Here is a 23047-nt window from a genome sequence, read left to right as displayed (position 1 = left end):
GGCAAGTTTTCGAGATCCGAGTGCACAAACGGGCGGAAGGATCTCACTCGTGCGCGCGGTCTTCCGCGAGAATTCGCTCCCATTCGCCGGGCGTGTTGATGTTCGCGAACCGCGGCCGCAGATGCGTCGGCACCTCGGGTCGATACACGCGCGGTGCGTCTGCGAGGCGGCGAATCGAAGACCGTCCGTCTTGAATTCCATCGAACACGTGCGCGCGCGCGATGGGTTCCCACAAGGAAAACGTGGATTGGGGTTCGCCGTCGATAATGGGGACGATTCCGATTCGCCCGGGAGCGCGCTGCGTGAGCAGCCAATCGAGGCACGTGACGTCGACGCGCGGCATGTCGACGGCCGCGATGATCCACGCGGAGTCGGGGTCCCAGCGTATGGCCGAGACGAGTCCGGCGAGGGGCCCCGCAAATCCCGGCGGATCGGGCAGTCGTGTCGCTCCGGCGAGGGAGGACGGAATCTCGCCCGCGCCCAGCAGCACAGGGGAAAGATCCCGCTCGTTGGCCGAGGCGACCATTCGCTCAAGCAGCGTCGCGCCGCCCGATTCCAGCAGGTGTTTGGGCGTGCCCATGCGGCGGCTCGCGCCTCCGATGAGGACACCCATGCGAACGGGAGTATCGAGCCACTCCTGCGTGAGACGCCGCGTGATCCACGGAAGCACCGTGGCGAGTCGCCGCTCGTCTCGCGCAAGCACCAACTCGACATGGGTTACGTCCGGCGGCGGCTCGGTTTCACCGGGCGACAGCAGCCACACCTTGGGCCACGGCGTCGCTTTGTGCCCTTCGATCAGCACGATGTCGTGATCCGCGCGCATGCGATCGACGGCGCTTGCGAGATCGTCGTCGCCGTCCCGGTGATGGCGGATCAATCCCTCGCCGGGGCCGCGCAGATGGACATTGGCGCCCGCGCGGAAGAGGCGGTCGGAATCCTTGCCCGGCGTATCGATCTGAAGCCCGTGCGCGTCGTGTTTGATGGCCGCGACGCGAAGTCCGCGCCGGACGAGTTCGCCGATGAGATCGACAAGCAGCGTCGTTTTTCCGGAGCCGGAGTATCCGCAGAACGCGATGGAACGATGTGTTGCGAGGTGACTCGTCGGTCGCGGGTCGATCGTCATGGGGAGCAGTCTGCCCCAACGCGGCGACGCGGAAAAGCCCGGCGCGCGGCCGGGCTTTTCGTGAACGTCGCGCGGTCAGTTGACCGAGCGCGTGGGCTCGAGCATCTCCGCGATCTTGCGGATCAGGACGTCGGGCTCGACGGGCTTTTCGATGAACGCCTCGACGGGCATGAAGTCCGGGCTGATGTCGGCATCGGAAAACCCGAATGCCATGTTGCTGCGTTGGTTGACCGCCGACAGCAGCAGTACCGGGATATTCTTCAGCTTCGCGTTCTTGTTCAGCTCGCGCGCGGCGACGAATCCGGCCTGCGGATCCTCCGGGAACATGATGTCGAGAATGATGAGGTCGGGTCCGACCTCGGAGACCGACGCGACGAGGTTGTCGGTGTCGGTTTTGACCTGAACCTGGTGCCCGTTGCCCTCCAGAATCATGGTCAGGCTGTCGATGATGTCCTGATCGTCGTCGATAATCAGAATCTTGGCCATGGAATCCTCCCTCAAATATTGGGCTCGACGGAGTCGAACGAGACCGTGAAATGGGAACCCTTTCCGAGTTCGCTACTGACCTGGATGACGGCGCCGTGCAGGCGCGCGATTTCCTTGACCATGGGCAGGCCGAGGCCGGTGCCGTTGGGGTGATGCGCGACGGCGTTGTTCGAACGGAAGTGTTCGTCGAAAATCTTGCCGAGATTTTCGTTGGGGATTCCGATGCCGTGGTCGCGCACGCGCACCGACACGCGCCTCGCCTTGATGCGCATGGTGATTTCGACGTCGACGCCGGGAGTTGAATAGTCGATGGCGTTTCGCGTGAGATTCGAAAAGAGCGTGTGCAGGTACTCGGCGGAACCCAGGACGTATACCTCCGCTTCGTCCGCCGCGTGGTTGACGACGCGAATGTTCTGCGGCTCGGCGAGCAGTGCGGCCTCGGCCGCTTCGTCGGCGATCAATTTCGTCAGATTCACCGGCGAAAAGTGCATGTCGGTGAGTACGAGCGTTTTGAGATTGCTCAAGTGGATGATGGCGGTGATTTTCTCCATAAGCCGGTCGCAGCGTTCGCCGATGCGCGTGACGACCGACTGTGCCTTTTCGGGAAGGGGTCCGCAGTATCCGTCGCGAAGCGTGTACACGTAGCTTTTGATCGCCGCGAAAGGTGCCTTGAGCTCGTGCGTGGCTCGGAGCGTCGCCTGCGACTTTTCGCGGTCGAGTCGGCTGAGCATGCCGTAGGCATCTTCGAGCTGCGACTCGCGGAGCTTGAGGCTCGTTGTGATCTCGCTGACGAGGTACCAGGAGACAAACAAGCACGCGGCGAATCCGAAGACGTATCCCGCCATCGCCGCGGGTTCCTTGAGGACGAATGGCTTGAACGGACTGTCGAAGATCGAAATCATCGGGAGCACGCCGAGCCACTCCAGAATCAGCGGCATCACACCGCCAAGCCATGCGCCGATCGTAATGACGAGCGAAGTGCGTCGCGAAAAAAACAGCGTCGCCAGCACCACGTGCAGGATGAAGAACATCGGCAGCGGCGTCTGAATCGTCCCGGTCGCGTACGTGAGAAGAGATAGGGCGACAAAATCGCCGATCATCTCGAAGATCAGAAGGATGCGCAGACCGGCGCGGTCGATCTCGGGCTCGAGCAGACTCTTGGTGATCCGGCAGTAAAGGACGTTTCCGGCGGCGAGGAAGACGGCGGCGACCAGAAAGTACGCCACCGGAATGTGACCGGGAACGAGGCCCGCGAGATCGGCGACGCCGAATGCCGTGCAGACGCCCGCCGCGATCCAGCGCATGGTGATGAACCACCAGACGCGATCCGCCAGTTCCCGCGCGCGCAGGTCCGCACTGTAGGACGTCGAAACGCCCCAGTCGAACGACAGCGTGGAATGGCGGGCCTTCTCGGTCACTTCGTCCTCGCCAGTTCGAAAAGGTAGTCCGTCCACGACTCCATTCCCTCGCCGGTGCGAGCGGAGAGTTCGAAGATCTTCGCGTCGGGGCGAACCGTGCGGATGTTTCTGCGGCAGCGCGCCATGTCGAAATCGAGATGCGGCAGCAGATCCATCTTCGTCAGCACGACGACGGGCGATCGCGAGAACAGGACCGGGTACTTGATCGGTTTGTCCTCGCCCTCGGCGACCGAGAGAAGGGCGATCTTGAAATGTTCGCCGAGCTCGAACGCCGCGGGGCACACGAGGTTGCCGACGTTTTCGATGAAGAGCAGCCGCGTGCCCTCGGTGACGACCTCGGGCAGAACGCCGCCCACGCGCTCGGCATCGAGATGACACGAGCTCTTCGTCTCGATCTGCCGCACCGGCGCGCCCTTGCCCGCGAGCCGCCGCGCATCGTTGTCGGTCTGCTGGTCGCCCACGACGACCGCACACGCGACGTGTCGCGCCATGCGCTCGAGTGTCCGTTCGAGCAAAAGCGTCTTGCCGGAACCGGGCGACGAAATCAGATTGACGGCGAATACGCCGCGCGCATCGAGCCACTCGCGATTGTGAGCCGCGAGGTGATCGTTGTGGGCGAGGACGCGCATCTCGACATCGATGCGGTGCCTGTCGTCACCTTCTTCGCGATGGTGATCGAGGCCGTTGCCGTTTCCGTGATCGTGGGCATGGTCGTGGCCGTGCGCATGGGGGTGGTCGTGCGCATGCCCATGGTCGTTACCATGTGCGTCGGCGTGACCGTGAAAATACGCTCGCTCGTTTCCTTGCTCGCAACCGCAGTCCCGGCACATGGCCGATCCCCCTCGCCCTAACGAACTTCCAGATTTCGAATCACGCAGTCCTGTCCGCCGATGATTTCCACGTCGTATGACGCGCACACGGGGCAAAGGACCGCGGGATACTCGGGCGATCCCTCCGTGCCGCAGGCGCCACACCGGACGCGCACCGGCACCTCGGTCACGAACAGCCGCGCATCCTCCGCCATCGTTCCCCGCGCGGCGTACGGAAAGCAGAACTCGAGCGGCTCACGCTCCACGCCTGACAGGGCGCCAACCTCGACCGAAACACTGACGAGCCGCGATACGCCCCGATCGGCCATGATCTTTTCGATCTGGCGGATCATTTCGGAGGCGATCGTGATCTCGTGCATCAGCAGATCCTCGGCAACAATTCGCCCTGCGGGACATCGACCAACCGTCGTCCGCCGATCGCGGTTTCGAGGATGACGCGTCCCGCGTCTCCCGTGACGCGTCCGATCACGCACGCACCCGCGCCCTCGGGTTTCGCGCGCCACCTGGACAACACATCAGTCGCGGCATCCGGCGCGCACACGCCAATGACCCGTCCCTCCGACGCGACGTGCAGTTTGTCGATTCCCAGCAATTCCGACACGCCGCGCGCGCCCGGCGAAACCGGAATGTCGACCTCGCGCAACACAATGCCGACTGTTCGATTCCGAACGATTTCGTTGAGTACGGCCGCCGCGCCGCCACGCGTGGGATCGCGAAAGAATCGCAGCGCATCGCCGAGATCGACGACGGACTCCACAAGTCGGTGGACAGGGCCGGTATCACTGGCGAAACTCTCCGTCGTGCTCAGGCCGTTTCTCGCGGCCATGACGGCCATTCCGTGATCGCCGAGCGGTCCGCTCGCGATGACAACATCACCCTCGCGAATGCGAGCCGTGTCGAGAGAGAGGCCCGGCCATGCCTCGCCGATTCCGGTCGTCGTCAAGTAGACGCCGTCGCATTGTCCTCGCGGGACGACCTTCGTGTCGCCGGTGACGATCGCGACGCCGCAGTCGCGCGCGCAGTCGCGCACGGCATCGAGCACGCGGCGCAGCGTCGCGAACGGCAACCCCTCTTCGAGGATCATCGCGAGAGACAGCCAGATCGGGCGTCCGCCGGCGACGGCGACGTCGTTGACCGTGCCGTGCACGGCGAGATGACCGATGTTGCCGCCGGGAAACTCGATCGGCGAAACCACGAACCCATCGGTCGAGACGACGATGGGGCCGCCGGGCACCTGCAGCGTCGCGGCGTCGGGCAGGGCGACGAGCGCCGGTGACGCGAATCGCGACAGAATCTCGCGCGCAATCAGATCGGCGGAGGCTCGGCCGCCGCCCCCGTGCGCGAGCTGGATCGTCTCGGTCCTCACGCGCACCTCGAATATTTGAACGCCGCCGCGCAACTGCCTTCGCTGCTCACCATGCACGGCCCGATCGGGTTGTCCGGATGGCACACGCCACCGAAGAGCGGGCACTCGCGCGGACGGATCACGCCCTTGAGCACGTCGCCGCACTTGCAGGCGGGGTTCGTTTTCCCCGCGTCGATGACGAGACCGAACCGCTTCGCCGCGTCGAACTCGGCAACCTCGGCACGCAGACCCAGCCCCGAACCGGGAATGACGCCGATCCCTCGCCACGCCGCATCGACCGGTTCCAGCAGACGCTTCATCAAGTTGAGCGCCTTGCGGTTACCTTCGGGCTTCACGACGCGACTGTATTGATTCACGAGGCGCGCTTCGCCCGCCGCGAACTGTTCGACGATTTCGGCGATGCCGAGCAGGATGTCGAGCGGTTCGAACCCCGCGACGACGCACGGCACCCGATCGTCTTCGACGAACGGGCGATACGCGTCCGCACCGATGATCGCGCTCACGTGAGCCGGGCAAAGAAAGGCATCCACGCGGATCGCCGGGTCGTCGAGCAGAGCGCGCAACGCCGGCGGAACGAGCTTGAATGCCGTGAGCAGGCTGATGTTGCGAACGCCGTCGCGCCGAGCGGCATCGACGATCGAGATGACGGGAGCGACCGTGGTCTCGAAACCGATCGCGAGAAAAACCACTTCGTTTTCCGGCTCCCGTTTCGCGATTTCGAGAGCTGCCGCCGGCGAATAGCACACGGGAACATGCGCGCCCTCGGCTCGAACGCGCGCAAGTGTTTCGCGCGAACCCGGCACGCGCATCAGGTCACCGAACGTGGCAACGACGACGCCCCGGCGAGCGAGTTCGATCGCGGCGTCGATGTATCCCGTATCCGTCACGCACACCGGGCAGCCCGGGCCGCTGATGAGATCGACCGCCGGCGGCAACAGATCGCGCACACCGTAGCGCGCGATCGCCATCGTGTGACTGCCGCACACCTCCATGACGCGTGCGGTGCGGCCATCCGCCGCGAGGCGTTCGGCGGCCCCCGTCATTCGGTTGCGCAGAAAGAGGGCCGTTTCACGATCGCGGAATCCGTCGATGTATTTCATGACGGGCCTCCGAATCGTGCGGGCGGCGCCATGAGCCTCACCTCGCCGCCGAGACCCCGGCGATATTCGTCAGCCATGCGTTCGAAGAGAACGAGTCGCGCATCGGCCTCTTCCGCATCGAGCTTCTCGATCGCAAATCCAGCGTGGACGATCACATAATCGCCCACGTGAACGTCATCCGTCAGGCTGAGATCGACTTCGTAGCGGATACCGTCGAGGTCAACGACGCCTCGACCCTCGTTCGGGATTTCGATCACGCGCATGGGGACCGCGAGACACATACGTCATCTCCCCTCGACCGAAGTTGAACCCGCAACCACCGCTTGGCCGAACGCGATTCCGCCGTCGTTGGGCGGAACGTCGCGATGCGTCAGCACCATAAAGCCGTCGCGCGAAAGATTCGTTCGCGCGAGGTTCGCCAGCAACCCGTTCATGAACACGCCGCCCGTCAGCGCGACGCACGTGTGCCCGGTCTTCGCGCGGCCGAACTCGGCCATTTTCACGCACGCCTCCGCGACGGCGCGGTGAAATGCGAACGCGCAACGCGATACGTCGTCATGCCGATGCGCCGGGTCGAGCAGGCACGCGATTGCACCGGACCAATCGACGAGCAGCATGTCATCCGTCTCGCGCGTTTCGAACGCCATACCCGGCAACACGCCGTGATGATCCCACGCGCGGGCGGCGGTTTCCAGTCGGATTGCGGCTTGACCTTCGTAGGTCGTTGACGATGGCGCGATCCCGAGCAACGCCGAAAAGGTATCGAAGAGTCGGCCGGCGGCGTGCGTCATCGGCGTGTTGATGCCGGCGCGACACTGCGTCGTCCAAGTTTCGAGTTCGAGCGGCGTGACGCCGAGTCGCCGGCAGGTGTCGTCATCGATGGGAATCCCGAGCGCTGTCGCCCGGCCCACGACTTGCCGCGCGGGGCGGACAACGGCCGTGTCGCCACCGGGCAAGGGAACCGGCGCAAACGTCGCGAGGCGCGTGAATCGGTGCTTCTCGACGGCGAGCAGTTCCGCGCCCCAAATCAGCCCGTCCGTGCCGTGTCCCGTTCCATCGAAGACGAGCGCGAGTCCCGCGTCGAGTCCGTGTTCGGCCAGCGCGCCCGCGGCGTGCGCGTGGTGATGTTGAACCCGTACCATCTCGATGCCGAGTTCCCGGGCGCGTTCTTCGCCGATTCGCGTCGCGTGCATGTCGGGATGCAGATCGACCGCGACCACTTCGGGTTCGCGGTGCAGGAAAGCGGGAAGCTCGCGGGCCAGGTGCGACAGGGCGTCCACGGCTTCGGGTGTTTCGAGGTCGCCGACATGCGGAGAACCCACGACGCGGTCTTCGAATCCGATCGCGATGGCATTCTTCAGTTCCGCGCCCATGGCGAGGACCGTGCGTCCGAGCGGTCGATGCAGGCGGATCGCGCCGGGAGCGAGGCCCCGGGCACGTCGCCAGACTTGCGTTCCGCCGGAGCCCGACGTGAAAACCGAATCGTCGGAGCGGAGATTGATCTCGCGGTCGTGCGTGAGAAACAGGTCGGCGATGTCGCGCATCCGTTCGAGGGCTTCGTCGTTTGAGATGCAGATCGGTTCCGAGCGCCGGTTTCCGCTGGTCATGACGAGCCAGTCGAAGGGCGGCGTTTTGTCGCCGGGGAGCTGTTCGAAGAGCAGGGAGTGAAGCGGCGAGGTCGGCAGCATGACGCCGAGATTGCGCGTGTCGGGCGAGATCATCTCCCACGGCAGTCCGGCGGCGGTGTCGTCGCGAAAGGGAAGGATCACGATCGGCGCGACCGCCGAACGCAGCAGATCCTCGGCCGCGGCGGTTGTCCGAACGGTGCGACGCACCACCGCCAGATTTCGCGCCATGATCGCCAGGGGCTTGGCGGAGCGGCGTTTGCGCTCGCGAAGCACGGCGAGCGTTGGGGAATTTGTCGCGTCGGCGGCAAGCAGGTATCCGCCGATGCCGCGAACCGCGACGATTTTTCCCTGGGCCAGTGCCGCGCGGGCGGTGCGCAGCGGGTCGCCGCTCACAACTTCGCCGGACGGCGCGAGAAGTCGCAGCCTCGGACCGCAGACCGGACAAGCGATGCTTTCGGCGTGGAAGCGCCGGTCACCGGGGTCGTCATACTCGCGGGCGCACTCGTCGCAGAGGGGAAACGCCGACATCGTGGTGCGCACGCGGTCATAGGGCATCGCGTTGACCACGGTATAGCGCGGTCCGCAGTTTGTGCAGGTCGTGAAGGGGTAACCGAATCGCCGGTTGGCGGAATCGAAAACCTCGCGCCGGCAGTCGGGGCACATGGCGAGATCCGCCGGAATGACGACGCGGTTCTCGTCGCTGCGCGCGCTCTCGATAATGTCGAACTTCCCTTCCGCGGACGGCGTATCCACGGACGCTTCGCCGCGAATCACGATCTGATCGAGCTGCGCCATCGGGGGGATACGGCGGGGCAGGGTGTGCAGAAACTCGCGCACGCGTCCGGAGGGCCCGACGAGTTCCATGGTCACGGAGCCCGATCGGTTCTGGATCCAGCCGCCGAGGCCCGCCTCGTCGGCGAGGCGCTTGATCGTGGGCCGAAACCCCACGCCCTGCACGACGCCGGAGACGTCCACGGTCAGTCTGGTCCAGTTCGCGGTCATGTCGCTCCTGAAATTCGCCCGGCCGCGTCACTCAGGTTCTCGAGCAGGCGCCCAAAGACGTGCCGCATCTCGTCCGAAAGACCCGTTCCCGGCGCGAGATCGAAGGGCTGCACGCCGAAGACGTGCACGGGCTTTTCGAATCCCAGCCCGCGCGCCATTTCGAGCGCGTCCGCAAGCCCGAATCCGTGCGTCGATACCGTGTCGCCGTGAAGATGCAGGCGCGCGCTTTCGGCATCGAAAAATCGCCACTCCCCGGGCGCAAGCCCGAGGTCGGCACAATCAACCACAAGGATGGGCGACGAAAGCGCCAACATGTCGTGCGTGATCGTCAACGCGTCGACGCCTTCCCACGTGTGAAAATCGAGGTCCGGCCGGGGCGGACGGGCGGCGAGCTCGTCCACCAGCATCAGTCCGATCGCGTCGTCGCGGGAGAGCCAGCTTCCGACGCCGATCACCGTCAGCCCCATGCCAAAGCCTCCTGGAAAGCTCCTACTCCGTGAATTCCACGTCGAGCATGTGCACCGAGCACGAAATGCACGGGTCGTAGGCGCGCAGCAGCATCTCCATGTGCAGCGTCAGCTCTTCTTTCGACATCACCGGCAGCATCTTCGGCACAAACGCCTTCATGTCCTGCTCGATGTTGTTCACGTTCTGGCTCGTGGGGATGATGGCGTTGCCGCCCGAACATCGCCCGTTCGCGTCGAACGTGTAGTTGTGGAAGAGAATGCCGCGCGGCACCTCGCACGAGCCGAATCCCTCGCCCGCTTTCGCGGTGAACGTGAGATCCTCCTCGACGAGGCCCATGTTCAGCGCCTGCTCCAGCATCGCGATGCTGTTGTACGCGCAGTGGATAATTTCGATCACCTGCGCGACGTTGTTCATGTACGGGTTGTAGCAGGGCGCCTTGAAACCCAACTCCGCGGCGACGTTCTTCGCCTCGGGACGGAGCTGATCGAAGTTGTTGTTCACGCGGGCGAGCGCACCGGCGAAGTAGGAATCGCGGTGCCACTTCGACCACTTGGTGGTGGAGTGGGCGACCGTGAACTCGTTGGTGACCGCGCGGTACTGGTTGACCGGAACGCTCGACTTGGTGTCGGAGCTGTACACGTCGCCGTCGTAGAGCGCGTATTCGTCGGGGTGCTTGAGCGACACGTACTCCGTCTCGCGCTCGTAGGGCGGGATCTTGAGCGTTTTCACGATGGCGATGGTTTCCAGCAGGTCGGGAACCGCGGCGATCAGCCGGTCGCGGATTTCTTCCATCGCCTTCTTGGACGGGAGTTTGCGCCAGCCCTTGAGGGTGTTGGCCATGGGGTGCAACACGCGCCCGCCCATGACCGCCGTGTAGTCGTTGGCGAGTTTCTTGAGACGCAGGGCGCGCAGCACCACATCGGGATGTGTCTTGACGAGCGGCAGAACGCTGGGCACGCCCACGAAATCGGGCACGGCGAGGAAATAGACGTGCAGGACGTGGCTCTGCAGGAATTGCGATTCGGTCAGGAGCTTGCGCAATAGGATCGTCTGGGCGCTCGGGACAATCCCCATCGCGTCCTCGACGGTCTTCGTCGCGGCGAGTTGGTGACCGACGCAGCAGATGCCGCAGATTCGACTGACGATCCAAGGAACGTCTTCCGGACGCATGCCTTTGACGAAGTTTTCGAAGAACCGGTTGGCCTCGGTGATGCACAGCTTCACATCCTCGACGACATTGTCTCGGACGTTGACGCGGATACGGCCGTGGCCTTCGACGCGGGTGACGTGGTGCACGTCGATGTTGAAGGTCTTGGATTGCGCGTTTTGCATCGCTCAGGCTCCTTTCGCGGCCGGTTCCGCCGAGCAGAAGAGGCGGTATCGGCTCCGGATGTCGGCGTCGTTGATGCCCTTTTCCAGCATGAGCGTCTTGTGCGCGGGGATATTGGCGTGCGGCAGGACGCCCCGGCACCCGTCGCAGACGTAACCGTTGTTCACGCAGACGGCGTTGCAGCCGCCCCAGGTGATCGGGCCCATGCAGGTTTCGCCGCGATCGTACACGCACTCGTTTTCGTTTTTCTTGCATTCCACGCACACCGCGTTGGGCGGCGTATGAGGCGCGGTGCCGTGCAGCAGGGATTTCACGAGGTGCAGGAACTCGCCGGGCACGATGGGACAGCCGCGCAGGTAGAAGTCCACCTTGACGACCTTGTCGATCGGACGCACGCGGGTGTGGCCCCACAGCGGCCAGTATTCCTCGTCGATCTGCACGCGGTTGCGGGCTTCCTCGCCGTACACGTATTTGTAGTTTTCGGCGGGGGCGACGAAGTTGGACCGTGCCTGCACATTGCCCATGCACGCGCATGCGCCGAGCGCGACCAGGAACGTGCTGCGCGCGCGGATGTCCTTGATGCGCTCGATGTCTTCGTCGCGATGGATGCTGCCCTCGATGAACGCCACATCGTAGCGGGGGGCCTTTTCGGAGAGCGCCTCGCGAAACTCGACGAGTTCGACGAGGCCGAGAATGTCGAGCAGAATGTCCTCGCAGTTGAGGATGGCGAGCTGGCAGCCCTCGCAGCTCGCGAAATCGAAAAAGGCGACTTTCGGTTTCATAGCAAGGCCTCCGGCAGATGTTCGATTTCCGAGAAGCGGAAGACGGGGCCGTCCTGGCAGCAGTACACGTCGTTGATCTGACAGTGCCCGCACTTGCCGACGCCGCACTTCATGCGCCGCTCCAGATCCACGAAGATCCGGTCGTGCGGCAGGTTCTTCTGGTTCAGGCCGATGATGACGAACTTGTACATGACCGGCGGGCCGCACAGCACGGCGATCGTGCGGTCGGGCTTGATGTCGAGCTTGGGAATCGGCGCGGTTACAAGGCCGACCTCGCCGTCCCACGGCATGTTCTCGGTGCCGTCGACGAGGCGGATGACGCGCAGTTTCGGGTGCTTCGACCACTCGCGGACCTCTTCGCGATAGAGTTCCTCGGCGGGGTTGCGGCAACCGGACAGCAGTGTGATCGACGGATACTTGTCGGCGTTCGCGACGAGCGGCTGGATCAGCGAGCGAAGCGGCACGAGGCCGAGTCCGCCGGCGACGATCAGGATCTCCTTGCCGTCGAACCAGGACATGTCGAATCCCGAACCGAAGGGCCCGCGGATTCCCATGAGGTCGCCGGGTTTCAATTCGGACAGCACCTGCGTCAGGCGTCCCGCGCGCCGAATCACGAGTTCCAGCGTGTTCGTCGTGGTCGGCCCGTTGCTGATGGAGATTGGCGCTTCGCCGATGCCGAGCACCGAAACCATGACGAACTGGCCGGGTCGATGGCCGAGCGGGCGAGGGAGTTCGAGCCGGAAATAGTTCTCGCGGGCCGTCATCTCCCGGACCTCGACCACCTTGCCCATCATGGGCAGGTAGGCGTCGGGCGACACCTTCGCGTGAGCGTGCGTCGTCGTCATGATTCCACCTCCGCGCTCGCAAGGTCTTTCACGATGTCGAGGATGTCGATCCCCGCCGTGCATTGACGTCCGCAGCGGCCGCAACCGGTGCAGAATGCGCCTTCGTGGAAGCGCTCGGTCAGGTACTCGAATTTCCGTTTCACGCGATGTCGCTGGCGGGCCGCAGCATTCGGCCGGAAATTGTGCCCGCCGGCGACCGCGGCGAACTCGGGCAGCATGCAAGCATCCCAGGTGCGCGTACGGTGACCCGACGTCGTATCGAGATTCAGGTCGTCCTGAACGTCGAAACAGTAGCAGGTGGGGCAGACGAGATTGCACGATCCGCACGAGAAGCATCGCTCGGTGTGCTTGTCCCACAGATCGCTCTTCCACTGCTTCTTGATGACCGCGGGGAGGGCCGAGACCTTGGCGCCGAGGGCGCGCCCGAACGGCTCCGGCCGCGCGGCGACCGCGCCGACCTTGCGCGCGGCGGCGTCGGCGCACTTCGGGAAATCGACGCCCGCGAGCATCTCGCGCCCCTTGTCGGTGAGGGCTTCGACGAGCATGTCGTCGCCCTTGAGCGGCGTGAGGATCACGTCGGCACCGGCGCGGTGATCGAGCGAATCGACCGCATGGCAGAACGCGCGGTCATCGCAGGGTTTGGGACACGCGTACGCGATGACGGCGGTGTTGGCGCGACGCGCGGCATAGTACGCATCGGCGACGCCGTTCTCGAAGATCGTGTCCATCAGGTGAATGCCCTTGAGGTCGCACGGACGCACGCCCGCGAGAATCCTCGGCGCGGTGTCGAGCGTCGGGGTGACCGTGGGCTCACCGCTTGGACTCTTCACGAACGTGAACAGCGTGTCGCGCGCGGGCAGCATTTTTTTCACGGGTGGAACGATTGTCGGGCGATACTTTTCGAACTGGATGTCCGCCGAAGGACCGGCCGGCTGGAACGAATAGTTCGCGCTGCCGTGTTTCAGCGGAAAGAATAGCTCGTGTCGGCCCGCCAGCCCTTTGATCCAGGCGACGGCCGACGAGACCGTGGTGAGAAATTCGCTCATCGGAAACACCTCCAATCAGGATGGGGCGACCGCGTTCTTGGCGCGACGTACCCCGAAACCGGACCCACTCCATTCTCCGCAAGACCGTTTCCATCCAAACCCGACGAGAAGGCCCACGGGTTTGACTCATCTCGAGTCGCTCGTTTGCAGTGCCAAAGAACCGGCCGTTCGGCCTTCAGGAAGCCCGCGATCTGCCGAATTATTCGACATAAATCGATCTTGACCTCCGATAAGACTGTACACAAGGACCGGGCAAGTGAAAAGGGGGAAAAGTCCGAAAACGAAAAAAAATGAATGGTCATTCACAAAAACCGCCCGTGATAACAAAGGCATACACCATCAGAAGGGCGCCTCTCTCAGTCGCCATTGTCGGATAGCATATATCGAAATAACTTCTCAATGACCACGGTATGATAAAAATAATGAAATTCCTACGAAAAAACGACGCCGAATCCGACGGTTACGGCCAAAACATGGAGATCGGTTGTCAACAGTATCGCGAGACGCGCATCGACCGCCGTCGGGACACGGGGCTGCCGCGTTCAGGTGACGACCGGCGTCGAGGCTGCCTTTGGCGAGGCGAGGTCCCTGTGCGGGCGCACCACGACCTCGTTGATGATCGCCAGTACACCGAGCGCGAACGTGCGAATGTCGAGCGACTCGAAAAAGACGCGCACGAAGCGCCACCACGTCTTCGGCCGCAGGTAAAACGCCCGGAGCGCCCGCTGCATCGCTTCGTTGAGTTCCGCCGTGGAAATTCCGGGCAACTCGACGACGGCCGAGTGGTGGAAGTGGTATTTCCCCCAATCGGTCGCCTTCATCCACCCCTTCTGGTGGTACTCGTCGTAGAGATCGCTGCCGGGAATCGGCACGAAGTGGAAGAAGTTGACGTAGGTCGCGTCGAGCGTCGTGGCGAAGTCGATCGCCTCACGCACCGACTCGGGCGTCTCTCCCGGGAGGCCGATGATGAAGTTGCCCTTGACGTGGATGCCGTGCTTCGACGCCGCGCGGAACGCGCGCCGCACTTCATCCACGGTCGAATCCTTTTTCACCGTCTGGATGATCCCCTCATTTGCCGTGTCGACTCCGACCTCGATGAACCCGCAACCGGCCCGCGCCGCGATCTCGGCGACCTCGTCGTCGATGTCCATCCCGCGCGCGAGGCAGATCCAACGCAGCGGCCACTTTCGCCGAATCATCTCCTCGCACATCTCGAAGACGCGATTTCGGTGAAAGAGCAGGGTGTCATCGTAGAAGTGCACGAGCGAAACATGGAATTCGTCGATCAGCCGCTGGAGATCCTCGATCACGCGCTCGACCGAGTGAAAGCGCACCCGGTGACCCCAAACACTCATCTGCGCGCAGAAGGTGCACTTGCTGGGGCAACCTCGCGAGGAAAAATACGTGGCGTAATTCCCGCGGGCTTTCTTCATGGGGTAGGGGTAACGGTAGGACCGAAGCGGCAACAGGTCGTAAGCCGGGAATCCGAGTTCGTCGAGATCCTTGAGAAACGGTCGCGGAGCATTGAATCGCACGCGGCCGTTCTCCCGGAACGCGAGTCCTTCGATGTCAGGCCAGGCCTTTCCGGAGACGACATCCGAAAAGGTCTGTTCGCCCTCGCCCAAAGCCACCGCGTCGACTTCCTCCAGCAGATCGTCCGGCAGCGCCGTCGGGTGCGGGCCTCCCGCCACGATCTTCGCGTTCGGGCAGACGGACTTGATTTCGCGGGCGAGCGACGTGGTGACTCCCGCCGTGAGCGATACGGTCGTCAGTCCGACCAGGTCCGGATCATACGCCTTGATCCGGTCGAGCAATTGCCGGCGATTCATGAGCAGGGCATGCGCGTCGATGATGTCGACGGCCGTATCGGGATTCCACTTGCGAAGGCTTCCGGCGAGAGAAGCCAGACCGAGGGGAGGTTCCGCGAAGTGCGTCAGACGGAAGAACGGTCCCGGCGCCTGCGTAAACGGCATCGTGAGCAACGCGACGCGGCGAAATTGACTCGAATTCATCGCAACCCCTTTCCACGATGGTGTCATCCGCGGGGTGATTCGGCAAGTTCGGGATTCACGGTATCAATCGCGGTGCGAAACGGATGTATTTGCGGTTACGAAGTCGAGCCGCCGTGCGGGAATTCGTCCGGGCGCGCGGTGGAAATGGAGAGAACGAGGTCGCGTAAGACGGAGTTTACGGGTGTTGGGACGTCGAATCGCGCTCCCATTCGCACGACATAGCCCTGAATCGCCTCGACTTCGGTCGCTCGCCCACGTTCAATGTCGATCAGCATCGAAGATCGATTCTTCGCCGTACGTTGAGCGACACCGAGCATGACGCCGGCGAGTTCGTCGGCATCGAGCGCGCAACCGGCGTATTCCGACACTGCGCACACTTCCCGAACGGCCGCGATCGCCAGAGATCGCGCGTGGGGATTTTGGGAGATCCAACCGTTGGGTTGCCCGGCAATGGCGGTGAGCGCATTGATGCCCGCGTTGATCGCGAGCTTTCGCCAAATGAGGCGATCGACGGACTTGGCGAGGCGGGTACGATATCCCGCCCTGTCGAGGATCGCAGCGAGTCGCTTCAGGCGCGGCGAGATCGCGCCGTCGAGTTCGCCGACATGAGTCTCACCGCGGCCCGTATGGCGGACGCGGCCGACACGTTCCAGCAGCGCGGCCTCGGTGCTGATTCCCGCGACGACATTCTCGCGCCCAAATACCTCGGCGAGCGCTTCGACGTTCCCCGCCCCGTTTTGCAGCGTCAACACAAAACCGCCGGTTGCGAGTCTTGGACAGTGCATTTCGGCCGCCGAGCGCGTGTCATAGGACTTCACGCAAAAGACCAACGTGAAAAATCCCGCGGGCGAAGCGCCGAACGAGATGCAGGGAACGCGGACCGTGCGTTCGCCGCGCGAATCGATGATCGTGATTCCATCGACGGTGATCTCCGTCGCGTCGGCGTGCCTGTGCGCCACGAGCGTGACGGGCGCGCCGGACTCGTGCATCCGGGCGGCCAGGAGCGTTCCGAACGCACCGGCGCCGACGATCGCGATCCGATCGGACGCAATTGAGGTCATGACGGCGAAAGGCTCGTCCGCGACCACTCCACCGATGCGTAGGTGTTGTGGTTGTGGACCGAATCAAGGTTCTCCGCGACGACCCGAAACCACGTGATGCCGGGGTCCTCGGCGAGTTCGCGCCCGATGCCGCGGACGAGATCGACGAGGGTGACCGGACGGTCGTACGCACGCCGCGTGACGTGCTTTTCGTCTGCGCGTTTCAGAAGGGCGAAGAGATCGCACGACGCGGAGTGCTCCACGAGTTCGATCAGTTCCTCGAACCAGACGAATCGTTTGAAATGAAGGGTCACCGTCACGACGCAACGCTGATTTCGTGTGCCGCGTCCCGTTCCGTCGTGAGGGTACAGGAGCGTGACGGGAACTTGGACTTCGATTTCGCGATGAAAGTCGCCGTCGAGTCGACCGACGATTCGGCAGTCGTACTCCATAACGGATTCCGAGCCGGAAACCGGCGCGCGTTTCCTCAGAAAATACGGAAATCGAAGGTCGAGATGGGCGGCGTGCGCGTCGAAAGCTTCGCGCATCTCCCGAAGCAGAAGCTCGATGGAGTCGATGGTGATTCCGTGCCGATGCCGTCCGAGAATCTCGACGAGGGTATTCTCGCGGTGATCGGGCAACTGGTGCGGTAGTTCGACGCGAAGATCGACGATGGCCACGGTATGCTGCTCGCCATGCGCGCGATCGAGCGCGGTGACGGGGTAGCGGATCCCCCGCACGCCGATGCTCTGGAGTTCCGGAAGCGCGGAGTTGTCCATCAGTACAGCTTGTCGAGTTCCTTCGAGGCCATGGGGAAGCAGTGTTCGGGCGCCGGAAACGCGCCCGATTTCACCTCGTCGCGGTACGCGGAGATCGCCTCGTGCATGATCGTTTCGAGCTGCGCGTACTTTTTCACGAACTTGGGCGTGAACCCCGAGCGGATGCCGAGCAGATCGTGAAACACGAGGACCTGTCCGTCGCAGCCGGGGCCCGCGCCGATGCCGATCGTGGGGATTGCGAGCGCCTGCGTGACCTTGGTCGCGACGACCTCTGGCACGCACTCCAGCACGATCATGAATGCGCCGGCCTGCTGAAGGGCAAGGGCGTCGTCCTGCAGGACCTTCGCCTTGTCCGCCGTCTCGCCCTGAACACGGTACCCGCCCAGCATGCCCGCAGTCTGCGGTGTGAGACCCAGATGCCCGACGACGGGCACGCCCGCCTTCGTCAGGCGATCGACGACCTCGACCATCGGACCGCCGCCCTCAAGTTTCACGGCGTCCGCTCCGGCTTCCTTCATGAAACGCACGCCGTTCGCGATGGCGGTTTCGGGTCCGAGTTGAAACGAGCCGAACGGCATGTCGCCGATCAACATCGCCGTCTCGACGCCGCGCCGTACCGCCCGCGTGTGATGGATCATCTCGTCCATCGTCACGGGAACGGTGTCCTTGTAGCCGAGCACGACGTTTCCCAACGAATCGCCGACGAGGATCGTGTCGATTTCCAATTCGTCGAGAAGCTGCGCCGAGGGAAAGTCGTATGCGGTGAGCATCGTGATCTTTTCGCCCCGCTCCTTCTTGCGGCGCAGAGCGTCGATGCCGATCCTCTTACGTGCCATGTTGCGTCTCCAATGGTTACGGCCCGTCGCCGGGTCCGCTCCGGAATGCGCCACACCGCAAAGGGTTTGCGGTAATTGGATCAGGTGCACCCGACGGGGGTCGGATTGTCGGGCCAGAGTTCTTCGCGGTAGCTGAGGATGAAGAACGTGAGCGCCTCCGCAAAAACTTTGTTCGCGCTTGTCTCCGTCATCTCGCCGTCCGTATCGGCCTCGAAAGTGTACGGTCCTCCCGCGGGCACGTTGAATACCGCAAACGCGGAAAAGGCCAGGCTTGTGCTCGTCTGGGAAACCGAAGGGAATCCGGTTTCATCGGTGTAGAAGAGTTCGCCTCCACCCGCATCGTGGGTGACATCCGAACAACCGACATACTCGACACCTCCGGCCGACGCCCACTGGACAACTCCGAACACTATCCCGTCCAACGGATCGATCGTCACGCTGAGATCTCCCGCGATGATGTCCCGAAGTTCTTCCGAAAGCATGAACTGGTCCACTTCGGAATTCGTCTCGACGTAGAAGCGATAGTGGGTGACGTAGTCGCCGGCCTCGAAGCGGACGGAGATCTGGGCAGGCTCGTCGGCAAGTAAGAATGCGCAAACTCCGTCCGAATCCGAGGTCTCGACGATGGCCGGGGCAATCGGCTCGCCCGACACCGGGTCCACGATGGTGCAGGTCACCCCTTCGACGTCGGCTTCGGTCTCCGCATCGAAGAGATGGAAATTCACGTACGTCTCCTCGGTATCGTCGTCCGCGGTATCGTCGTCCGCGGTGTCGTCGTCCGCGGTGTCGTCGTCCGTCGTATCGTCATCGGCAGTGTCGTCATCCGTGGTATCGTCGTCGGTATCGTCGTCGGTCGTGTCGTCATCAGCGGTGTCGTCGTCGGGGTCGTCGTCGGTATCGTCGTCCGGTGGCGTGTCGTCGGACGAATCGTCGTCGTCATCGTCGCCGCACCCGAAGACGAGCAGCGACGTGAAAAGAACGAGAAGGATGCCGAGCAGAAACTCGAAGTGCCGAGAAAAACGCGATTTGGACATGTCCGAACCCTCCGCGGGCACGGCGGATTCCGATGTCTAACCGTGCCAACACCCAAAGCATAGCGTAATAACCGCGAAATTTGTACGGGTGGCAATTCCCGAAGTGCGCTTCCTAACCTTTTGGTCGTCGCGGCGTCGCGAAAACCCCGGGATGCGTTGGCCGCGTGACGGCGGAGTCCGGATTTCGTGCTATGCTGGAGGCAATTCCGGCGAGGTTTGCGGGCATGCGTGTCGTGTTGTGGCGAATGGGAGCGAGACTGGCCAAGACCTTTCCCGTGTCGCCGGACCTGGGTCTCGCGTACCTGTACAAAGCCCTGTTCGAAACGGGGCACGATGTTCACCACGTCGACGCTCTTTTGCGTCCCACAACGGCGGCCGAACTCGTCGCGACGCACGGCGGGCGAGGTCCGTGGCTGTTCGGAACCAAACTCTACACCCATCAAATCGGGGAATGGCGACGATTCATCCGGGAGGTGAAGTCCCTCGATCCGGCCGTTCGCGTCATCACGGGCGGGCCGCATCCCGCCAGCGTCGGTTCCGACATCTTTCGTGACGTGCCCGAAACGGACTTCGGTTACGTCGGCGAGGGCGAAACGAGCCTGCCGTTGCTGGCGGAGCTGATCGAAAACGACCGTGACGGCAAGCAACTCGAAAAGGTGGCGGGTCTCGTCTACCGCGAGAACGGAAATGTGCGGGCGAACCCGTCCGCCGTCGTGCAGGATGTCGATGCGCTCGATGCACCGCCGTGGGACAAGCTGCCGGTTCGCGAGTACCTCCGATATCGAGCGCCTATTCGCGACGCGGCGATGATGCCGCTGACGACGACGCGCGGCTGCCCCTACCACTGTTCTTATTGCGCGGGATTTCGCGTTTCGGCCCGCAAGATGCGGTATCGCAACATCGGACTCATCTGCGACGAAATCGAACACCTGCACAGGACGTACGGCGTGGAGTCGGTCAGCGTTCAGGACGAGAATTTCTCCACGCGACGACAACACGTCATTGACTTCTCCGAGGCGCTGATTCGTCGGAACCTGCCGGTTCGATGGGACTGTCTGGCGACCGGCATTCGGCTCGACACCCTGAAGGTCGAGGATTTCGAGCTGATGGAACGCGCCGGCCTGCACGCGATCAGCGTGGCCATAGAGTCGCCCGATCAAGAGGTCCTCAAGGATATGATCAAGGGCACGTACATCGACGATCAAACTCGTCGGATTCGCGAGATCAAGAATCGAACCCGGATCATCGTCAACGGCTACTTCATCCTCGGTTACCCAGCGCAAACGGCGAAGTCGGTCCGCCTGACGCAGGCCTACTCGCGCCGGTCAGAGCTCGACTACGCGCTGTTTTTTCTCTTCACGCCGCTACCCGGCACGGAAATCGCGCAACGCCTCGAGGATCAAGGACGGCTTTCCCCCGACGCGTGGGAGACTTTTCAGTATGACGTCCCGAGTTTGCCGCTGTCCGACCTATCGCTGCGCGCGTTGAAATGGGCGCAGCTCTGGGCTTACGCGGGATTCTATCTGCGTCCGCGTCGGATTCGCACGCTGATCCGCGCGATCCTCGGCCCGACGCAGGTTCTCGACATGCTCAGGCGCATTCGGGCGATGGTGTTCTGGCGGCGCGGGATTCCCAGCGTGGCCGGGTAGGGCGAGCGGGCGATGTCCACCGCCATCGACATCACGCGCGAAACAACACCGCGCCGTTCGGCGCTTGCGCGGACCGACCGACTTCGCGTCCTCCTCTCCAAACCGGCGAATCTGTACCGGAGCTGGCCGTTCTCCAACGACTTCATGCGCCACATCTTTCCGGTGGCGGCGGCCACGTATCCACAGCTCGCGGGCGCTGCGGCGAAGTATCGACCGGAATTTCTCGACGGCCTCTTTGAGCGAATGTCTCCGTCGGAGTATTTGGCTCGCGCCGCCCGGGCGGACGTCGTCGCGATGGGTGTCGTGTCATCCATGCTCGCACTCAACACGGAACTCACGATCCAGCGGATCAAAGCCCTCAATCCCCTTTGCCGGATCGTGCTCGGCGGTCATCACGCGACGCTCTACGCGGACGAGTGGCTGCGTCGCGGCGCGGACTACATCGTGCGAGGCGAGGGGGAGGAGGCGTTTACGACGCTGCTGGACCGCATCGACGCCGGGCTCGTCCCGCGCAATGTTCCGGGTGTTTCGTATCGGGATCACGGCGAAATCCACCACAATCCCGCGGCGCCGCTCGCCAAGGATCTCGACTCGGTGCCGATGCCCGACTGGTCGATCTTGAATTGGGACATCTACAACCTCGGCGTGTCGAATCGGGGACGCTCTGCGACGATTGAAACCGCGAGAGGCTGCCCATTTCCGTGCACGTTCTGTTCCGTCTCGACGATGTGGAATCGTTCGCAGCGGTTTAAGAGCGCGGACCGCGTCCTCGCCGAAATTGAAAATGTTTACGCGCGCGGCGTCCGGCAGCTCGTGGTCGGCGACGACAACTTCGGTGCGAAACCCGCGCGGGACATGGTGATCTTCGAGGAGATTGCCCGGCGTGGTCTGGATCTGTCGTGGTGGTGTTTCATTCGCGTCGATACGGTCCTGCGTCGCCCGGAATTCATCCGGGCCGCGGGGCGCGCGGGGCTGCGCTTCGCATTCGTCGGATACGAATCGCTCGACGACGACATCCTGCGCCAGTACGGAAAGGACCCGTCGGGGCGTTACAGCGTCTCGGATTATCGGACGGTGTTTGAGCGGTTACGAGCCGCCAATGTTTTTGTTTACGGACTTTTCGGACGGCACGCCGAAACACGCCGCGAAAAGTTTCGCGCGTGGCTTTCGACACGCCAGGTCGCGGACATCACCGCGCAGACGAGTTTCATTCCCATCAAGGGGACGCCGTCGGCGGCGGATCTCGAATCGCGCGGCTATCAGGTCAAAAACAGCTTCTATCAGGATCGCATTCTCCCCGCGTTTGAAAACGACGGTCGCGACCAGTCCTCGGGATTCGTCCTCACCGCGCTCATCGACCTCTTCCAACCCGCGAACTTTTATCGAATGTGGCGCGGCACCTGGATGCAACGACAATTTTTCCGACGGCTATACGGCGGAATGCTGCGCGACCTCGCGGGAGTGACGCCAACGCGATTGCGCACCTTGTGGACCGCCAACCGTACGGCGCGTTCGCTCGACGCACGGCAGAATTCGATCGTGTCGTCGATGGTGAAACGGCTCGGTGCGAAGGCATCGACGAGGGCCGCCGGGTCGGGAATCGTTTCCTTTTGGCGAAGAATCGACACCGCCGCACGCCATCTCCTCGGTCGGGATTTCGTCGCCGCGCCTCCGCGAACGGTGACGATCGAAACCACCACGCGTTGCACGCTCGACTGCCCCATGTGCCTGCGAGAGCGCGACACGGCCAAGCCTGCGGAGATGACAGATGACGTGTTCGAGCGCGTGATCGGGCAGGTCGAGCATCGTGCCGAGCATGTGGTGATGTACGGACTCGGCGAGCCGATGCAGGACCGTGCCATCGTGGCTCGCGTGAAACGCGCGTCGGACGTCGGTCTGGGCGTTCAGATCTCGACGAATGCGATGCGTCTCGATCGCGAAAAATCCGCGAAACTGATTGAAGCCGGTCTTCGCTACATGATTTTCTCGGTCGATTCCACGAACAACGCCGTTTACGACCAACTTCGGGCGGGCGGAGATTTGGAGACGGTCGTGAAAAACGTTCGCGGATTCGAGGTCGAGAATGCGTCGCGCGGACGGCCGGTTCACACCACGGCGCAGATGGTCGTGCTGCCGGAGAATCGAGGGCAGGTGCACGAGTTCGATCGATTCTGGCGGCGCGAGGGGACGAACGCCGTGCGGTTCAAGACCGACGAGGTCCGCGCCCACGATCCGGGCACACCGGCCCGCCACGAACGACCGTGCCCGGTGCT

21 protein-coding genes are annotated in these 23047 nt (G+C 63.3%); 2 read left to right on the top strand and 19 right to left on the bottom strand.

Annotated features, from left to right (window positions below; all coding sequences use genetic code 11):
• Positions 1-43 precede the first annotated feature (43 nt).
• From mobB to IT350_16470, 19 genes are all read right to left on the bottom strand, one after another.
• On the bottom strand, positions 44-1123 hold the full coding sequence (gene mobB, locus IT350_16560) for a molybdopterin-guanine dinucleotide biosynthesis protein B (GenBank protein MCC6159666.1): 1080 nt from the start codon (positions 1121-1123) through the stop codon (positions 44-46).
• A 75-nt stretch (positions 1124-1198) separates the two neighbouring features.
• Entirely contained in the window at positions 1199-1609 is a 411-nt protein-coding gene (locus IT350_16555) for a response regulator (protein MCC6159665.1), read from the bottom strand.
• Between the two features lie 11 nt (positions 1610-1620).
• Complete coding sequence (locus IT350_16550; protein ID MCC6159664.1) at positions 1621-3027, bottom strand: HAMP domain-containing histidine kinase; 1407 nt, start codon at positions 3025-3027, stop codon at positions 1621-1623.
• Entirely contained in the window at positions 3024-3857 is an 834-nt protein-coding gene (hypB, locus tag IT350_16545) for a hydrogenase nickel incorporation protein HypB (GenBank protein MCC6159663.1), read from the bottom strand. Before hypB ends, IT350_16550 begins: the two co-directional genes overlap by 4 nt.
• A 17-nt stretch (positions 3858-3874) precedes the next feature.
• Entirely contained in the window at positions 3875-4216 is a 342-nt protein-coding gene (hypA, locus tag IT350_16540) for a hydrogenase maturation nickel metallochaperone HypA (GenBank protein ID MCC6159662.1), read from the bottom strand.
• Positions 4216-5256 (bottom strand): hydrogenase expression/formation protein HypE, encoded by a 1041-nt coding sequence (hypE, locus tag IT350_16535; GenBank protein MCC6159661.1) that lies wholly within the window; start codon positions 5254-5256, stop codon positions 4216-4218. The genes hypA and hypE overlap by 1 nt, the downstream gene beginning before the upstream one ends.
• On the bottom strand, positions 5220-6323 hold the full coding sequence (gene hypD / locus IT350_16530; GenBank protein ID MCC6159660.1) for a hydrogenase formation protein HypD: 1104 nt from the start codon (positions 6321-6323) through the stop codon (positions 5220-5222). The genes hypE and hypD overlap by 37 nt, the downstream gene beginning before the upstream one ends.
• A complete protein-coding gene (locus tag IT350_16525) occupies positions 6320-6604 on the bottom strand; it encodes a HypC/HybG/HupF family hydrogenase formation chaperone (protein ID MCC6159659.1) in 285 nt (94 codons plus the stop codon). Before IT350_16525 ends, hypD begins: the two co-directional genes overlap by 4 nt.
• Before the next feature lie 3 nt (positions 6605-6607).
• On the bottom strand, positions 6608-8953 hold the full coding sequence (gene hypF, locus IT350_16520; GenBank protein MCC6159658.1) for a carbamoyltransferase HypF: 2346 nt from the start codon (positions 8951-8953) through the stop codon (positions 6608-6610).
• Positions 8950-9420 (bottom strand): hydrogenase maturation protease, encoded by a 471-nt coding sequence (locus IT350_16515; GenBank protein MCC6159657.1) that lies wholly within the window; start codon positions 9418-9420, stop codon positions 8950-8952. Before IT350_16515 ends, hypF begins: the two co-directional genes overlap by 4 nt.
• A gap of 22 nt (positions 9421-9442) precedes the next feature.
• On the bottom strand, positions 9443-10753 hold the full coding sequence (locus IT350_16510) for a Ni/Fe hydrogenase subunit alpha (GenBank protein ID MCC6159656.1): 1311 nt from the start codon (positions 10751-10753) through the stop codon (positions 9443-9445).
• Positions 10754-10756: 3 nt separating this feature from the next.
• Positions 10757-11533: a hypothetical protein gene (locus IT350_16505; GenBank protein ID MCC6159655.1), complete on the bottom strand. Its 777-nt coding sequence runs from the start codon at positions 11531-11533 to the stop codon at positions 10757-10759.
• Complete coding sequence (locus IT350_16500) at positions 11530-12378, bottom strand: FAD/NAD(P)-binding protein (protein MCC6159654.1); 849 nt, start codon at positions 12376-12378, stop codon at positions 11530-11532. The genes IT350_16505 and IT350_16500 overlap by 4 nt, the downstream gene beginning before the upstream one ends.
• Positions 12375-13424 carry a 4Fe-4S dicluster domain-containing protein gene (locus IT350_16495; protein MCC6159653.1) on the bottom strand — a complete coding sequence of 350 codons (1050 nt, stop codon included), beginning with the start codon at positions 13422-13424 and terminating at the stop codon, positions 12375-12377. The genes IT350_16500 and IT350_16495 overlap by 4 nt, the downstream gene beginning before the upstream one ends.
• 542 nt (positions 13425-13966) lie before the next feature.
• Positions 13967-15436 carry a radical SAM protein gene (locus IT350_16490; GenBank protein MCC6159652.1) on the bottom strand — a complete coding sequence of 490 codons (1470 nt, stop codon included), beginning with the start codon at positions 15434-15436 and terminating at the stop codon, positions 13967-13969.
• 95 nt (positions 15437-15531) lie between these two features.
• Complete coding sequence (locus tag IT350_16485) at positions 15532-16497, bottom strand: ketopantoate reductase family protein (GenBank protein ID MCC6159651.1); 966 nt, start codon at positions 16495-16497, stop codon at positions 15532-15534.
• Positions 16494-17255 (bottom strand): GTP cyclohydrolase I FolE2, encoded by a 762-nt coding sequence (locus tag IT350_16480; protein MCC6159650.1) that lies wholly within the window; start codon positions 17253-17255, stop codon positions 16494-16496. Before IT350_16480 ends, IT350_16485 begins: the two co-directional genes overlap by 4 nt.
• Positions 17255-18091 (bottom strand): 3-methyl-2-oxobutanoate hydroxymethyltransferase, encoded by an 837-nt coding sequence (gene panB / locus IT350_16475; GenBank protein MCC6159649.1) that lies wholly within the window; start codon positions 18089-18091, stop codon positions 17255-17257. The genes IT350_16480 and panB overlap by 1 nt, the downstream gene beginning before the upstream one ends.
• Positions 18092-18171: 80 nt before the next feature.
• Positions 18172-19125, bottom strand: coding sequence for a hypothetical protein (locus tag IT350_16470; GenBank protein ID MCC6159648.1), 954 nt, complete (start codon positions 19123-19125; stop codon positions 18172-18174).
• 224 nt (positions 19126-19349) lie between these two features.
• On the opposite strand from IT350_16470, the gene IT350_16465 reads away from it, so the two are divergent.
• Both IT350_16465 and IT350_16460 read left to right on the top strand, forming a co-directional pair.
• Positions 19350-20774, top strand: a complete 1425-nt coding sequence (locus IT350_16465) for a cobalamin-dependent protein (GenBank protein ID MCC6159647.1) — start codon at positions 19350-19352, stop codon at positions 20772-20774.
• 12 nt (positions 20775-20786) lie between these two features.
• Positions 20787-23047 (top strand): radical SAM protein (locus tag IT350_16460; protein ID MCC6159646.1); only part of this gene is annotated, 2261 nt, incomplete at its 3' end.

Source organism: Deltaproteobacteria bacterium, assembly GCA_020845895.1.
GTDB lineage: Bacteria > Lernaellota > Lernaellaia > JACKCT01 > JACKCT01 > JADLEX01.
Note: the sequence above shows the minus strand (reverse complement) of the source record. Positions and strands in the feature narration are given on the sequence as shown.